At 38.6% G+C, this 16,174-nt stretch carries 10 protein-coding genes and 6 pseudogenes; 6 read left to right on the forward strand and 10 right to left on the reverse strand.

Annotation, left to right across the window (positions count from 1 at the left end; all coding sequences use genetic code 11):
• Window positions 1-112, forward strand: a pseudogene (locus H6G92_RS41425) (IS982 family transposase); the annotation flags it as partial.
• A gap of 12 nt (window positions 113-124) precedes the next feature.
• Here the strand turns inward: H6G92_RS41425 and H6G92_RS35800 are convergent.
• Window positions 125-463 (reverse strand): annotated as a pseudogene (locus H6G92_RS35800) (IS4 family transposase); the annotation flags it as partial.
• A gap of 71 nt (window positions 464-534) precedes the next feature.
• On the opposite strand from H6G92_RS35800, the gene H6G92_RS39025 reads away from it, so the two are divergent.
• Both H6G92_RS39025 and H6G92_RS39030 read left to right on the forward strand, forming a co-directional pair.
• The gene (locus H6G92_RS39025) at window positions 535-1,029 is read left to right on the forward strand and encodes a helix-turn-helix domain-containing protein (protein WP_199345115.1); all 495 of its coding nucleotides are present in this window, start codon (window positions 535-537) and stop codon (window positions 1,027-1,029) included.
• A gap of 79 nt (window positions 1,030-1,108) precedes the next feature.
• Window positions 1,109-1,591, forward strand: a pseudogene (locus H6G92_RS39030) (IS630 family transposase); the annotation flags it as partial.
• A gap of 8 nt (window positions 1,592-1,599) precedes the next feature.
• Here H6G92_RS39030 and H6G92_RS35810 read toward each other — a convergent pair.
• Together H6G92_RS35810 and H6G92_RS35815 are read right to left on the reverse strand one after the other, a co-directional pair.
• A pseudogene (locus tag H6G92_RS35810) lies at window positions 1,600-2,358 on the reverse strand (IS4 family transposase); the annotation flags it as partial.
• A 212-nt stretch (window positions 2,359-2,570) separates the two neighbouring features.
• Window positions 2,571-3,593, reverse strand: coding sequence for a hypothetical protein (locus H6G92_RS35815; protein WP_206758395.1), 1,023 nt, complete (start codon window positions 3,591-3,593; stop codon window positions 2,571-2,573).
• Between the two features lie 372 nt (window positions 3,594-3,965).
• Between H6G92_RS35815 and H6G92_RS35820 the strand changes: the two are divergent.
• Window positions 3,966-4,474: pseudogene (locus H6G92_RS35820) on the forward strand (ISL3 family transposase); the annotation flags it as partial.
• Between the two features lie 263 nt (window positions 4,475-4,737).
• Here H6G92_RS35820 and H6G92_RS35825 read toward each other — a convergent pair.
• On the reverse strand, window positions 4,738-5,505 hold the full coding sequence (locus H6G92_RS35825) for a hypothetical protein (protein WP_190901278.1): 768 nt from the start codon (window positions 5,503-5,505) through the stop codon (window positions 4,738-4,740).
• Between the two features lie 694 nt (window positions 5,506-6,199).
• Here H6G92_RS35825 and H6G92_RS35830 point away from each other — a divergent pair.
• Window positions 6,200-6,397 (forward strand): hypothetical protein, encoded by a 198-nt coding sequence (locus H6G92_RS35830; RefSeq protein WP_190901279.1) that lies wholly within the window; start codon window positions 6,200-6,202, stop codon window positions 6,395-6,397.
• 119 nt (window positions 6,398-6,516) lie between these two features.
• Here H6G92_RS35830 and H6G92_RS35835 read toward each other — a convergent pair whose 3' ends face one another.
• The 6 genes and pseudogenes from H6G92_RS35835 to H6G92_RS35860 all read right to left on the reverse strand — a co-directional run bounded on the left by H6G92_RS35835 (window position 6,517) and on the right by H6G92_RS35860 (window position 12,561).
• On the reverse strand, window positions 6,517-7,554 hold the full coding sequence (locus H6G92_RS35835) for a hypothetical protein (RefSeq protein WP_190901280.1): 1,038 nt from the start codon (window positions 7,552-7,554) through the stop codon (window positions 6,517-6,519).
• Between the two features lie 86 nt (window positions 7,555-7,640).
• On the reverse strand, window positions 7,641-7,880 hold the full coding sequence (locus H6G92_RS35840) for a ketohydroxyglutarate aldolase (protein ID WP_190901281.1): 240 nt from the start codon (window positions 7,878-7,880) through the stop codon (window positions 7,641-7,643).
• Between the two features lie 172 nt (window positions 7,881-8,052).
• Window positions 8,053-8,349: a hypothetical protein gene (locus H6G92_RS35845; protein WP_242059460.1), complete on the reverse strand. Its 297-nt coding sequence runs from the start codon at window positions 8,347-8,349 to the stop codon at window positions 8,053-8,055.
• A gap of 176 nt (window positions 8,350-8,525) precedes the next feature.
• The gene (locus H6G92_RS35850; protein WP_190901282.1) at window positions 8,526-9,902 is read right to left on the reverse strand and encodes a Dyp-type peroxidase; all 1,377 of its coding nucleotides are present in this window, start codon (window positions 9,900-9,902) and stop codon (window positions 8,526-8,528) included.
• A 46-nt stretch (window positions 9,903-9,948) separates the two neighbouring features.
• Window positions 9,949-10,428, reverse strand: coding sequence for a hypothetical protein (locus tag H6G92_RS35855; RefSeq protein ID WP_190901284.1), 480 nt, complete (start codon window positions 10,426-10,428; stop codon window positions 9,949-9,951).
• Window positions 10,429-11,544: 1,116 nt separating this feature from the next.
• Window positions 11,545-12,561 (reverse strand): annotated as a pseudogene (locus H6G92_RS35860) (IS701 family transposase).
• 1,367 nt (window positions 12,562-13,928) lie between these two features.
• Here H6G92_RS35860 and H6G92_RS35865 point away from each other — a divergent pair.
• On the forward strand, window positions 13,929-15,869 hold the full coding sequence (locus H6G92_RS35865; protein WP_190901286.1) for an alpha-amylase family glycosyl hydrolase: 1,941 nt from the start codon (window positions 13,929-13,931) through the stop codon (window positions 15,867-15,869).
• Window positions 15,870-16,174: the final 305 nt, after the last annotated feature.

Here is a 16,174-nt window from a genome sequence, read left to right on the forward strand (position 1 = left end):
TCGCAGCCCAGTCAATTTTTGCGTTAATGTTCTGTGCGGTTTAATCGCTTATTGTCATCAGCCTAAAAAACCTAGCCTTCAACTTGAGTGGCTTTTACCTTCATATGTTTAACCCGAACTCAGGTTACTTACGCTTATTAGGACTTAATCTCAATAATTCAGTAACTAACTCATAAGAATTTTCCATGAAATTGACCCAATTGTCGCCATAAAGACCAACATAAAAACTACTATGTCGTCGAACAATCCGCTTAGATTCTTTAATTCGTCCAACATATTTTTGAACACCCATGCGTTTAATTTTTTGACCAGATATAGTTGCAGCCGTATAAGCAAGTGAGATTAATAATATTAGGGAAATTAGCCTTTGACCTGATACATTAGTATCTTCCAAGTTATAACCCCCGCTCTTAAAATCTATAAACATCTCTTCAATATCAAAACGTTGTTTATAAGCTCTAATAATACCAATTCTGTATGAAGATGCGCTAAACTGCGTCAAACTAATAGATGGGTGCATTGAGTGATTTTGTGATGAGTCGTCCATTCCGAATCGAGATATCAGAAAGCCAAGAAGAATTAGAGACAGATCTCAAACATGCGACAACGGCAAGCAGCAAAGAAAGATTGCAAATGCTTTATTGGCTCAAAAGTGGTCAAGTCAGCAGCAGGCGATCTTTGGCAGAACGCTTAGGGCGTGATGAAGGAACCATAACTCGTTGGGTAAGAAAGTATAAAGATGAAGGAAAAAAGGGCTTGTTGTTCGTCAAACATGCACCCGGAAAAGTTCCGCTTTTGCGTGGTTCAGACTTAGAACGCTTGAAACAGCGGTTGCAAGAACCGTCTGGATTTACTAGCTATGGTCAAATTCAACAATGGATTCACAACGAATTAGGACTTTCACTTGCTTACAAAACAGTCTATGAAATTGTTCACCAGCGTCTGGGTGCAAAGTTGAAAGTGCCTCGTCCTCAAAGCACCAAACAACAGCCAGAAAATCTATCTCACTTTAAAAAAAACTGCCTTTAGCACTCAAATTCTTACAGGAGGAATTTGGCGAAGGGAAACGATTAAGGTACTTATGTCAGGATGAACACGTTTAGGATTAAAGACGATTACAGGACGTTTAATTACAGCTAAGGGAGTTAAACCTGTAGGGTTGAGTCAATGGCAACGGGAAAATTTTTATTTATACGGAGTTGTCGAACCCCTAAGTGGTTATAGCTTTTTCTATGAATTCCCCTACCTCAATGCTGATTGTTTTCAACACTTTTTGGAGTTGCTATCTGCTGACCTTGGTGATGATATCGCGGTTATTCAGTTCGACCAAGGATCTTTCCACAAAGCCAAAGCTCTCGATATCCCAGATAATATTATCCCGATTTTTCAGCCTCCCCACTCTCCTGAACTCAACCCAATTGAACGGTTTTGGGAATTCCTCAAATCTCAACTCCAATGGGAAAATTGTAAAACTCTCACACAACTACAGATCAAGTTAACTGATGTCCTCAAAGAAATTACACCTTCCATGATTGCCTCTCTCACTTCTTACGACTTTATCCTTGAAGCTTTATTTAGCGCAGCTTCATAAAGAATTGGTATAACTGAATCTAAATCATCTAAGTTGGTAAGAATAAACCAACCCTCCTCCGGTGCAACTCCCAAACGTTTACGCTTCCATTTAGCAGCAAGATTAAAGCTAACAAATCCTTGGGATTTTGTATATTTAATACCTTTCTAAAAGAAGGAAAGACCAGGCGCTAAACCTAAATCTCTTAATTGCAGCCAAATTTCCGGTTCTATTTCTATAAATGCATCTTTTTTTAAGCGTAAACAGAAATATACTTTCTGCTCTGTCAGCCAGTTAGACAGTTTTATCGAACAAAATTCACGGTCTCCTAACACTATAGTTTTATAATTATTAAAAAGCGGCAATGCTTTTTTGAATACTGCTTCTTGTTCATCAAAATTGCTTGAACCCAATTTGTCTAATAGCTTAAAATATATTGGGATAGACCTTTTATCCCAAACCACACTAATCATTAACAGATTAATACACCCCCAGTTAGTCCGGTCAATTACTAAATAAATAACTTCATTTAAGGGAAAATATATTTCTAACCAACTTTTAATAATTGGGAACCAAATTTCTTCAATATTTATGTAATTTAAAGACAAAAATCTTTGGACTTTCTTTCTTCTACTTTCAAAAAATATGGGGATAGGTAAAGCAGTAGCCAGTGCTTCAATGCTAACAGTTTTAATAGATTGTAATAAATTTATCAGGATTTTTAGCAATAAATATTCTGCACGTCCCAATTCTCGCTTGAGGTTTGTCTCGTAGAATTCTGGTAATATTATCATTAAATAGAGCTTGTTGCGAATGAATGCTCTTTTTCTTTTACCACAAATTGCTACACTACTTGCCATATATCTATTTCAGGGTATTTTGTCTCCCCTCAAGGTTGAAACGTCTTGCAAAGTCTCATTCAACCACTTCATAATCATTTACAAACAGCCTCTTAAGTTTTATTTTATGAGTAGATTTTAGTCCTAAGTTTTAAAAATACTTAGGGTGCAGAAGATGATGTAATACAACTATTTATATTACTAAGAAGAGTTAGAATATCAGATCCTATAAAAAGACATACAGATCCCAATAAGGAAATAATTAATATAAGTACAGGTAACGTAATTCTATTTGCTATATGTTTCAACTGATTCTTAACAAAGCAGGCTATCATAAAAGTTTTCTTCCATTCACACAGATGTAAAACAGCAAGGCACAAAACTGCAACAAAGAAGGCGGAAAAACTAGCTCTATATAAAAAATTAGGAGTATCAAAAAATATATGTATCCCTAATAAAAAGCCGGAAAGGATTAAAAAAATATCAGCACTAGCAACATAAGCAAGGCTTAACTTTCTCTCAGCCCGCTTGCTACAGAATTCTTCAAGAACAAACAAAAATTCTTTCTCTTTCTTTTTATTTAATGTTGACACCTGTCTTGGTGATGAGAAAATCGTCTCTCTAATAAACTCTGGTCCACTTTTTCCGTCGTCTTTATAACAATTGCAGAGTGCTTCTGGTTCAATCAAAAATCCGTTCTTGCCTAAGTCAGTGAAATTTGGGGCTAGATCTAATTTCGGGTTTTTTCCCCAAAGTTCTGTTAATTGATCATCAAGAGTGGTGACCTGGTCAAGTTGAGATTTAACTTTCTCCTCGTTAATAGAAGAACTTAGTTTCTCAAGAACCAAGAATCTAACGGTAGCTAAGTAGGCTGAAAGTGCAACAATCAATGTAAGTAAGTCAAGGAGAGATATCTCAGAAGTTACCTTTGGCATAGTACAGTACAAAAGTAAGTAAAGGATAAAGTATATTAAAACAATGCTCCGGACAAAACTAGGCAGCAATAACGCCGTAAGAGCGTAGGGGTAGTGCCTAGCAAGACCACCAGGTTGGCGGTCGCGGCGGTCATCCTCTCCGAGACAATCGGCGCGCACCGCTGCCGATATCCACTGAATAATCGCCTGCTCGTCTCGGGTAGAATCCGGCGATCCGAATATCTTGGTAGGCAGCCCTTGCTGCCTCAAGCGATGCGTTGGCCCTGCCGAGCACCCGGCCCGGGATGCTCGCCTCCTCTTTGACGATCGCCGGAGTCAGGGCACTGACCAGTTCTCGGACGGACGAGCGCCTCTTCAGACTCGACGTCCAGCCATCCGGAACCAGATATAGACCGATCTGGCTGTCCCAAAAGGCATGGAGAAACGTTCCACCAGTCCAGGAGTCTCTTCAGTCATCCGTTCGGGTGCTATTTCGGTTCCCATGCTCATATAAAACTCTCCTTATCACTCGTCACGCTTACCAACGAATGGGTGAAGTAGATTATTCCAAAGCGTCACAAAACTAAACCTACTTTTGAAGAAAGCTAATGCCTAACCCTATTCTGTCACTCCCGGATAACTCAAAAGTTAGATACTCAGCGAAAAAGAGAAAAACGGAATATAGAAGAGTTAATCAAAAAAGCAAAATCGACATCAAAAAAAGTGAATACGAACAGATATTAGAGGGATTGGATAAGAGTAAATATCTGCTACTTAAGAATGAAGAGAGCTTAAATGAAGAGCAAATTAATAAACTTATTCAAGTGAAAAATGTATCGGCTCTATTGAAAGCAATGCATGAACTAAAAGAAAAAATTAGAAAACTTTTTAATAAAACTACTAATTGGTATACAGGAGTTTTCAAACTAGGTATGTGGTTAGCGAAAGCTAAAAAATATTTTCCCAAGAGTAACAATACTATTATTCGTTGGTTTTATGAAATTATTGCTTACTTCGATAATCGGACAACTAGTGGTACTGTCGAGGGAATTAATAACAAGCTTAAGTTGATTAAGCGTTCTGGCTATGGATTTAGAAATTTTGATAATTTCCGAGTTAGATGCCTATTAACTTGGCATTTTGTTTGTTAGTTTAGCATACTAAGTACTAAAGAACCTCAATTTGTTTTAAATAGCCATACATACCTTTAATTCATTACTCAGCAATATTCTCAACAGATTTCATGTTCCATCAGTTAGTTTTACGCCAAAAATATTGATAACCATTCTCATAATGAGAATTGCTGGCGGTAGAAGGCATTGTAACAGTGATAGGATGTCGAACATGGGCGAATTGTGGCTTTTGAGTTGTCGTTTGGGAAGACAACAACTCTACTACAGAGCGCCCTCTCTCTTCATACTCTTTTTTTGGCAACGGTATTGCTTCGGTTATTCTTTCTCTTTTTTTTGTTCTCTACTAAATCCTTAACTTTACCTTTGAGTTTCTGATCCAAGTCTTTTTCATTAAGACTAATGGACTCTTGGATTTCTCTAGCTAATTCTTGTTCATCAACACTACTCTCTAAACCCGAAATAAGTAAATACTGTTCCCGTTTAAGATATCGAAAAGCCGTCACAATATAATTATGAAGCTCACCAGCTGGATGCGGAAATATTGCTATGTGTTTTCTCCAATTTGCTTTTTCAAAGTTCGGAACACTCCATTCAGCTGCTGAAGCTCTAACCGAAGCTACATGCACACAGAAATTTAAAAAAGCCTGTGGCATTTCTTTACCTACTATAAGCTCCGCATTATTGATGATTGTCTCTTCCAGACGAGTATTGGTGTGCATGAAAATATTTTCTGTCCAAAGACGAAATATTCTTAACTGCTCTTCATTTGGTGGAGTAAATTGGTACTCTTCTGTTGGGAAAAAACCTAAAAACCAATTCGGGTTTTTATGACTAGAAAATTCTCTAAGGAAAGCACGCCATTGCTTATCGCCTGATTCAAATAGCGCGTACAAAGGACCATATAAATCGCTCAACTGCTTGTCGAGGCGATGCAGTTGGGCAGCACGCTTATCATCCATTCTATTGGCTCGAATTTGCCAAGCAATGCTGAATAGCCCGATAATAGCCGCAATGAAAATCGCTATCGCTTCTGGATTCATTTTATTCATATATAGCTCCTTTCCTTTAATGCTTAAAGCGGGTTTGTCCGCAAACTACAAAATTGACGAGCTTGAGTCTCAGATATTAATGTATTGAAATGAAGGTATCATTCCAATTTTTCAACTATTTCATGGTCTTTAACTCAAACCTATCGAAAAATATGTTAGTTTATTGGGCGTAAATTCAAAAGTCAGCATTTCTCGTTTGGCTTAATTTCCCAAACTTAAAGTGATCACTAAATGATCTGTGTCAGTAAACAGTAATTAATGCGGCTAGAGTAATCCCAAATTAGTTATGAAAATTATCAAACCGCCAAGCTGCTAAGAGCGCCAAGACAAAAAAGAAATTCACAATGATTTAGAACTTGATTCTCAAAAATCTCCGGCAAAAAGCTCAGGCTCTTGGTTTATAACTTGTTCCTATTTCTTGCCTCAACGAATGCGTTTATTGAAAGCGTCTTACTGACGGCGCGCCACCCGTTATTTATGTAGAGAAACTTTTATCATGGAAAGTACCTTGACAGCTAAAGCCGAAACTTATATCTTGCACCTCTACGTAGAAACCCAGGCGAACCAAAAACATGCGCGATAAAGCTACCTCATTTTTATGAGTTTTCAACGCTAAATCAAGGTTTTTACTTTTTCACTGAGTACTAAAATTATATCAAATTTTCTTAGTGCAAGATGTAAGGAAACCTCAATAGTGCTTTTGAGCCTGCTTGAAAGCGTGGTTTTGGGCTTTCATGGTTACTACAATGATGAAGTGGCTGGCGTCACTATTCCGTTGGGAAGATTATTTAATAAGACCAGCCCAGGTCAGAGTTCTCATCATTATTTGATTCTGGAGTTGATATTGCCTCTAGAAAATCTTGTTTTGACTGCAAATTTCTCTAGCCCATAAATTTTCACGATTTTTGGTGTTTTTAATTTTTACACGTGCAATAACAAGTTTCTCAGAAGAGGTTAGCTTAGCTCGTAATTAAAAATTTTCCTTTCCAAATTTCAGGCACGTCCTAGCAGTCAATCCAGAATGCACTGAGCAAAGATGTCTCGGTTGACAGTTGTATTGTCCTTCACAAAGTAGGAACCGTGCGCGCAGGATAACCTATAGCCAAACCACTCAAGTTGGCAACCTGTTGGGTGAAGTCCCAGGTTTTCCTGAGTGATCTCGAACATATCGCCCAACATACCGCCAACAAGATCCCCTTTTGCATCAAGATTAATCCATTTATTAACCATAGAGGGTCGGCGACCATCCTTATTTGCTGAACGCAAAAAGGCGCGCACTGATTCAATAGATAAAGCACTACCCACAGTAAAGAAGTTTGAGACTTGTCCCTGCAAAGATTGATCAGACTCCATCTCTCGCAATCCTTCGTAAGCAATTACAGTCCCCCAACTGTGCGAAATAATGTCAATTTGATTATTACTGCTCAGAAGGGGTTTTACAGTATTGGTAAAGCGATTGATGATTTGCTGGCGCATTTCGCTATTCAACATATAAATAAGAAAGTCATCAAATGCCATATCTCTACCGCGTTCTATGGCATGAGTCTGCATTGCTAGATATACTTGACCGCCGCCGCCAGTATTTGCAGCTATCTCTTGGCGCTGTCTATCTTCCAAAATTGCCACAATTTCCCGATGTAGTTGCTCCTTTTGCGTGGTATTAACTGTATTTGCAAGAGTACTGACATTGACTAAATCACTCCACAGCACCTCCCTACGGGCGTCACCAAGATTTCCATCCTCGAAAACTGTTCCAATGTAAGGTTGTAACGCCTGCCACCAACTATTGGAATACCCAAGTTGATGCTGGCTAATGCCATGCACATAGACAAGATAACGGTTTCCAGTTATGGTTTGTAGTGCCCTGGTTGACTCTTGAGATACTGCAACCATATCTAGCAGCTTGAGGTAAGCTTCTATCAGGAGCCGTTGATTTTCTGAAGAACTGGTAGATATTGTTAGAGGTGACGATATCTCAGGTAGTACTTGTTTGTGCTGATTAAAAATCGAACCATTACGAGCGTAGTCTTTTTGCTGTGGTGCTTGCATAAATCCTTACTCCTTTAGTTTCTAGGCATTATCTTGAACAACTCTTGTGATCCTAGATGGGTTGATTTTCAAAATCTTGGACAAGCCTATTGAACATCCGATTCCGGTGGCGCTAATTTATATTCCCGTGAAAGTTCAACGTGAGAAACTCCTTCAACTCTAGAGAGAACCTCCATTTTTGCTGAGTCAATTGAACCAGTTATAATTCCCAGTTTGTCCAATACTTGTTCAACATTCATTCCAGCGGAGTGTAGGTTTTGAACTACTTCTAGAATCCACTCTATGTGGTTTTCATCAACCGCAATTGATAAATTGACATTTGACATATCAGTATTTCTTTACCACTTTATGGATTAGAGCCTGTAATGGGTATAAACTGAGTTCGCATTGCTAAAATAAGTACCCAACCATCCTAAGATACAGTTTGAGGATGGTTGTAGAACAGTCTCCAGGTAAGAAAAATCTTCTAAGGTGCTTGAACAAGCCCAGCGCCAACATCTACTGAAGATATTGACACGTATAACAAAATCGCATTGCTCCCTTGCTGAGTTTACCAAGTTCTAGTCTCTTCCATAGCTCATCCTGAAGCTTTTGAAGAATTGGAGTCCAATATATAGCCTCAAATTCCAACTTCGAGTCTGCCTGTTGCTCATCTTCGCCAAACAACTGTGCAACCTGAGACTTCAGCTTTCGTGCTATACTTCCAGCGAACCTCTCTGGATTATTTTTGTCCTTAAATTCGGGGCTTGCTTTGCCAATACCATGAATGACAGCTACTGCAATTTTCTCTGACACTTTAATATTCCTTTGAATAATTATGCTGCTCTGTATCAAATATAAAAAACTGTTTTATTGGACGCAAAGGCTTTATTCTTGTTGACACTTTAGGACTACTGTTAACTATCGTTGTCTTTTAGTAGTTCTTCTGTTTGAGTGTTTGAGCCAATCAATAACTACACTTAATGTTGCGTTTATGGTGGAGATGATGCTCCTATTTCAGCTAACTTTTGCAAAGCTTTCAAGCCGGGAAGAAACAAATAGCAACCCCCCCTAGTGATGGTAAATCGAGGAATATCCCAGAGTTTTTTGGAGATAGGAGTTCGTTGAATTGTCATATTAGCATTTTTGTTACTGTTGCCAGCAATAGGGTCTTTATCTTTACTCAAACCGAGAAAGATAGGATTATTTATCCACTTTTGCTGAATAAACTCAAATTGTTGAGCAATACTAGATTGAATAGTTATAAATATTAATCCTCGATCTACAGCGTCATCGTTTTGGCTAGCTGCTGGCATAATTGGACCGTATGATATACCACGCCGAATTATGCGCCGCTTGTTCACTTCAGATTTAGATAACTCGGGATTATTACGAAACAAAGTATCGCGAGGATTGACTCTGCGAATGTGAGAACCTATAGGACACTTTAATCCCTCACGATCTTCCTGATAATAGTTGAAATCATTGTTTTGATCTGGATCCTTACCCAGCAATGGGTCATCGTGGTCCGGTTTTAGAACTAAAGGAGCTCCACTACGCCATCGACCAACCATTTTTGCTGCAATTAGTTCAGAGTTGTTAAGAGGAGGGTTTGAACGTGATGCAACATCTGTAGTGAATTTACGGAATAATGCAACATCTTGATAAAGTTTTCTATACACAACGAAAGTTCCATTTAAGCCAATCTCTGGGATTGAAAGGGGATTAACAATATCTCCATCCTGATTGGGATAACCTAAAATGAATTCTCCTGGTTTAATAATGTCTTGACCTGGATGAGCAACTGTATCATTTCCTTCAATGACTGGCTGAGAACTACCATCCTTAAACCCAAAGTGTTCGATACCTTCTGGTAATCTACCAGCATCTTGTCGTGCAAGTATTTGAATTTGACCAGATGCCTCTAGTAAATGTTCTTGCTTTGTTGTCTCTTCATCCAAGGCTTGGAGATCCATAGCATAAATTAGTAAGACTATATGCAGATTTTCCTCATCCTTAAAATAAGTTTCCCAATTACTTGGATCACTTTGGAAATTATCTCCAAGAATGCTAGAACGCTGCTTCATTCCTTCCTGAAACTCAATTGGAAAACTCTGTAAAATTTCACTTGAAAGACCTAAACATCTTAATCCAGAAAATGTGAACGCAACATTAACACACGTTTTAGGTTTTTCAGTTGGAGGAGTAGCAGTTGTTATAAAAGGGAAGAGGGCTGTTAACCAATGAAGCCCAGACTCTCGGTCCTTAACATTGACAAACATGAATCTTGCATTCAGTAAGCTATAGGGTTCAGTTGTATAACTGTGCAGTAATAGCCCCTGGATATCATTTAGTAGTAATTCAACCATAATAGTTTAGTTTTAGTTACTTCATTTCTTGAGGAAACATAACTAACTAAGCTCCTATTATTTTCTGAATCTCAATGAACGAATCACGAACTTTTAAGGCATTTTTAACGTTATTTACAGATTCCATTGGATATGCATTGTAATAATGTTGGCAATCAACTAAATGTTCCTCAGCAAATTTTTTAAATCCTTCAAAGTCGGCTGCTGCACCACCTTCTGGATAACCCACACAATTACTAAAAACAGCATCAAGCCCTTGTGGAGCATTTCTAGCAAAATCTAGGAGATAAGCTTCTAACTCGTCATCAAAGTTGCTTGAAAAAAGCAAACGTTTACCATCATCAATAATAGACCACAATGCAAAGTGAATTGTTCCAACTCTTGAGAGAGGATTATCATAGGTTGGATCATCTTGGCGTTCGTATAAACCTTTGAGAGTTGTTTTGAGAGTTTCTAACCTATCAGGTTTAATATCAGCAATAGCTACAATACCTGTGTGAACACCATTTTTGATACTACTACCCATAAATGCTCCTACATAATAAAGTTATTTCTTTACTAAAAACACAAAATTAGCTTTGAAAGTAGGGCGGCCGCATCATGTCAATAAGTAAAATCTATTCTCAATAGAGCTAGAAATAATGTCATTAAACTTTGCTTATTGCGAAGAAATTAGGCGATCGCTTTGGGGCTTTAAAAATAATCAAACGCGAAATCCTGATTTTTTCGTTGTTTCTTAAGCTGCGTTGTGATCAAGAGTAATTTAGATGCGTTTGCCCTAGCTTTGAAAGCTCAAACCGTTATTGAAAGCTTTAACTTATCGCTGCTAAAGCTTTAATTAAACAACCACTCATAGTTAGACTTCCTCGTCTATCTGTGAACTTGGTGATTTGCAGCTTATATTTCTTATAACGATCAGCAAACGCAAATTATTCCAAAACTTGCAAAAAAATTTTGTGGAGTTACAGGATAAATTTTTTATATCCTTACTGCGCTCTCTAAAAGCTATAAATTGGATTTTTTATGGAATTTCTTGAATGGCAAACCAAGGAAAGCTCTCGCTAGCTCGTTAAGATATCTGCATTCTTGCAATTAGATCAAGATACACAAACTCCAAGTACAAAATATTCGTTTACATTCCTTCATATTCAGGCTTAAAGATATTGGATCTTCAATACTTATTGTATAAAATATTAGGGTGCTAAATTTAAAATCCTGTTCATTCAAAGTTTTCAGAGCAGTCGCATTAAAATCTACAGACAATATTGTTTGTAGAGCTTGCTCACAACCACTATTAGCTGTTCTTATTCTGAACTAGAATAATATGAAGAAGCAAAATATTTTGCGGTTACCACTCAACAATATTCATGTATTGCTCTAGAAACTTCTGCTTACTCTTGTTCTAAGTGCAAGGCCTCGTCTAATACTGCATTAGTAAATTTTATACTTTCCAAGTAAGTCTGGTAAGCTGCTACTGGCACTGTTAACACATCAACCCAAGCTTCCTCTTGCTCATGAAAAGCTTGAATTGCTGAGTCTTTTGCAGCATTTAAGTTGCCATTTATTAGTCCTAATCTATCAGGACTTACGCAACTGGCACAAATAGCGGGCAGGGCGCAGCCCTGACACGCGACAATTTAAATTAAACCAAGCACATAAGAATACTTGGGCGTTTCAGTTGCTGAATTAAATAATTAGAAAGCAAGTTATGCTTGAATTGATAGATAGTTTGGCCAGTTCTATAGGCTAAATTCTTTAACCTAACCCAAACCAACATTGCACAAGCAATATGATTTCTTTGAAGCCTAGCCTTCCGGCACTGACAAGATTCAATGCCAGTTAGTTGTTTAATTTCCCTGTGAAACTCCTCTATGTTCCAACGAATTTTACACACTTCTTGTACAACATCCGTGGAACTTTGAGATAAATCGTTAGTGGCGACATAATCCGTTCTGTTGGTAGAAACAGTAACCCGGAATAGTTTTACTTTTTTATTAGCTGAGAACCCTTTAATTTTTATTATTTTACCACAGTCTAATTCTTCTTGGCTCCATTCTAATAATTCAATCCGTTTATATTTTTCTTTATCAAATGTATCGTCAACTAAACGATTATTTTTTAAAGGGCAATAATAAATTTTGTCTAAGCTATCAATATATAGATAGCATTAAACTGTGTACCGCATACCATGTATCCATCAAAACAGTATCAAATGGTAAAAGCTTATGATACACAAGGCTTTGGAGCATGTCTTTCACATGGTCTATCTTAGTTTTGCCATCGACATCAGGATTAAAAATTCGATAATCTATGACCCAAATCTTTGAAGTGTAGGGTTGACATACACGCAGCTAACTACACCAATGCCTTTAAGGACACCATGCTCATTACCACTATATTGTCTTCTGACTATTTCTATTTCTTCAGAATACCTTTTATCTAAAACGCTATCATCAAATATTATGTAACCATTGTCATCAGGTTCAACTAGCTCTTTCACGTTATCCCATAGTAAACGAGGTGTTAATTTCTCTCTTTTCAAATAATAGTTAATGGCATCATGACTAATATTCTCTAAATGCTCTGCCAAATTGGTAATTGTATAATTAATTTGACTACTTAATAAGTATTGGCAGTAACTAAGTTTAGTAAATCTCATTAGCCTTAGCAAATTTATCTAAACAACCTCTACCTATTTTCTCATGAATATTTCATGCTTTGCTTCCACGAGACAGACTTCTATTACGAAGACAAGGCTTTCAAAATCAGATTTAATTAATACTCATGTACTATCAAATGGCGATCGCATTGTGCCAGTTGCGTAAGTCCTGACATATTACTAGACTTTTTCTTTATCACATCTAAATCCTCCGTCCCATAAAGTACCGTTCAACTTCAAAACGTAAACTAGCAAAGATATAAAACTGTTATTTCAATTTGAAGGTTAGATGAATATTGTAACGAGAAACACAATAATTTAATTTTCTTCAAAAAAGGTTATTTATCTTCAAGCTATTTGGAGTATTTACTATTAAGGTTGTTGCAGAGTATGAGGTAAAAGTAGCGCTAATTTTTAATAATGTTCTAAGGATATCTGCAAACAAGAAAATATCAATAATTCTATTATTGAAAGTAAATCTAATCTTCTCGAGTTTGAATATTTTTACTAGGGGATCAGCACATTTCGCTGAGATAACTAGGTATTACTTCAAAACTCTAATATTTACGCCGTTTATTGTAGAGCGTTTGACTGCTCATCTTTTATCTTAAGTGTGATTACATCTGTGACCTATTGAAGCTTGTGAAGCATGATAAAAAGTAGCAACTACCTATAATTTATCAAGTTGGTTGCTATCTGGTTGCTATATTTATGATAGCTACAAAACTGCCGATATATCCGCTAGTACTTATACCTGTCGCACCAGCAATTGTTTCGCCTTAACCACCGAACTCTGCCTTAATAGCTTTTGTGCGATAGTGTAAACTTTTTTGGAAATTTTGGAATAATTTGCCTTTGGTATTCGTTATAAGAAATAGAAGCTGTTGATGATGTTAACGAGTACTCGATGACTGCCTCAATCAATTGTTGAATTGTTAAAGGCAGCCAAATCTAAGTTTTAGGTGCGGCACGGCGACCATGACTATGGCGACGAACACGACCGTGTCCGTAAGCGTGATCATCACCATTTTGTTTTATACCAATATAGTTTTACATTAGCCTGCCTCTTGACTGTGGTAAACGTGCGCGCTGTATTGGTATGAAGTAGAGAAGCTTTGTAATGTCAGTTTTTGGAAATAAAAGCTTTCAGCAAATACGCTGTTACATACTCTGCGGCAAAGTTTGGTAAAGGCAGCAGATTGGGTAGAAAAAGCACTGGAGACAGTAGACGTTTTCGTTGAAAATGTACTATTACCTGGACCAATGCATCTGCCACTAAGTAAGTCGGGGAGAAAATTTATAGTCTTCGTCGAAAGAGAAAAGAGTTCCACTGAGTAAACTTATTTACTAATCTTGAGATAATTCCTATGACATTTGTCGATCAAAATCTAGCTACACAGCGACCGGATAGTCTAAAAGACTTTTCTTTACCTCGACGCGAGAATTACTTTCCCTCCCCTGCGGATTGGAGAAATGAAGTACTCTATTTTTTATTACCTGATCGTTTTAGCGATGGTAAAGAGGATACACGTCCTTTGCTGAATCGACAGCAACTGAATCTATCTCGCCCTAATCTCCCAAATGGCCAGTCTTGGCAATTTGACAAATGGGCAGAGTCAGGAAGCGATCGCTGGCAGGGTGGGACACTTAAAGGATTGGAGTCGAAGCTGGATTATGTGAATCAACTAGGGGTAACGGCAATCTGGGTGGGACCAATTTTTCAACAAAGAGGCCACTTGGATAGTTATCATGGTTACGGCATTCAAGATTTTCTAGAGGTCGATCCTCGATTTGGGACTCGTCAAGATTTGGTCAGTCTGGTTAATAAAGCCCACGAAAAGAAACTACGTATTATCCTTGATATCATTTTTAACCATTCAGGAGCTAACTGGATTTATGCTCCGAATACTCCTGGGGGAGAATGGAAACCACCTTATACGTCTGGTTGGTATCAGTTTGGCTGGTGGCTAGGCGATCGTGGACAACCCATTGCGGCAAAACCTCAAACGAGCGCAGAAGGAGTGTGGCCGAGGGAACTTCAGGAAGCAGATTGCTACACTCGTGCTGGCGAGGGAAATTTGGGTCGGGGAGACTTGGATGATCCCAATGCCGAATTCCGGCGTTCGGATTTCATCACACTACGAGATTTCCAGTTGGAGTATCCCCAGTTGTTAGATAACTTAGCCCGATGTTATAAATACTGGATTGCACTGACGGACTGTGATGGCTTTCGGATTGATACACTAAAGCATGTAACCTATGAGCAAGCCCGAAATTTTTGTGGAACGATTAAGGAGTTTGCAGCCAATCTAGGTAAGAGTGACTTTTTTTTAGTAGGAGAAGTAGCAGGTGGAGACTATAACCAAGACCGCTATCTAGATGTAGTGGGGCAAAACTTAAATGCTGCTCTAGATATCGGCGAAATGCGAGGAAATCTTAACCAAGTTGCTAAAGGGCTGATGGAGCCAAAAGCCTACTTTAACGGGTTTGATCCAGGGAAAGCTGTAATGGGGTCGCATCGGAATATCGGACGGCGGCATGTTTCAATTTTGGACGATCACGATCATGTATTTGGTGAAAAAATCCGCTTTTCCAGTGAAGCTGCATCGGATCATCAGGTGATTGCTGGAGTAGCATTACAACTGTTTACATTGGGAGTGCCCTGCATTTACGCTGGAACTGAGCAGGCATTGGCGGGGCCAGAACCGTCTGAACGGAGGTGGTTGCCCGACTGGAAGAAATCTGATCGCTATTTACGGGAGGCGATGTTTGGTCCAGAGCATCCCCGACAATCTGGTGTGGCGGGACTGCAAGCCCTCGATCAAAACTTACCTGGTTTTGGGCCATTTGGGACAGCAGGTGCTCATTGTTTCGAGCCAAATCACCCTGCCTATGTCCGGATTGCGGCAATGGCAGCAATCCGTAAGCAGTTCCCAGTGCTGCGATTAGGACGGCAGTATTTGCGCCTGACCGCGATTCCCTTCTTGAACTTGCCGTTTGGTGATCACGGACGGAGTGGGGAAATTATCGGTTGGTCACGGGTTTTAGATGATGAAGAGGCGGTTTGTGTGCTGAACAGTCATGGAACAGATGATCGGGGGGCAAGAGTTTTGGTAGATGCTAATCTCAACCCGATCAGGAGTTCAATGACAGTAGTTTTAAACACGGCTGAAGTGGCGAATATGGGTTATACAGGTCCTCATAAAATGAACTCAAAGGTATCAGTGCAGCAACAAGATGGGACTGCCTATGTTGAAATCCAACCGATTCCAGCATCTGAATTTTTGATTTTGATCAATCATCCTTGAGTGAATGGCACTAAAAAAAGCGGAAACGGTTATCAATTAAGCAGTTTGTAATTGTTTGCTCCCGTTCGTACCTCTTTTTGGTCATGAAGGGGTAAGGTTTGGGGCGGCGTTTTTGAACTTGTGCTTCACTGCGTGCGGGACAGTCGGGAACGGCTTTATGAAAAAGGACTTTCAGCAAACAATACCATTGCCAATTCACGAGGGTTCAACGCCTGTAGAAACGGGATGAACACGACCTAAAGCAGTAAGCTTGGCAAAAATCTGGGTTAATAAAATAGGCTCAGGGATTTCGGGAAGCATTTTTA

The organism is Nostoc foliaceum FACHB-393 (genome assembly GCF_014698505.1).
GTDB lineage: Bacteria > Cyanobacteriota > Cyanobacteriia > Cyanobacteriales > Nostocaceae > Nostoc > Nostoc foliaceum_A.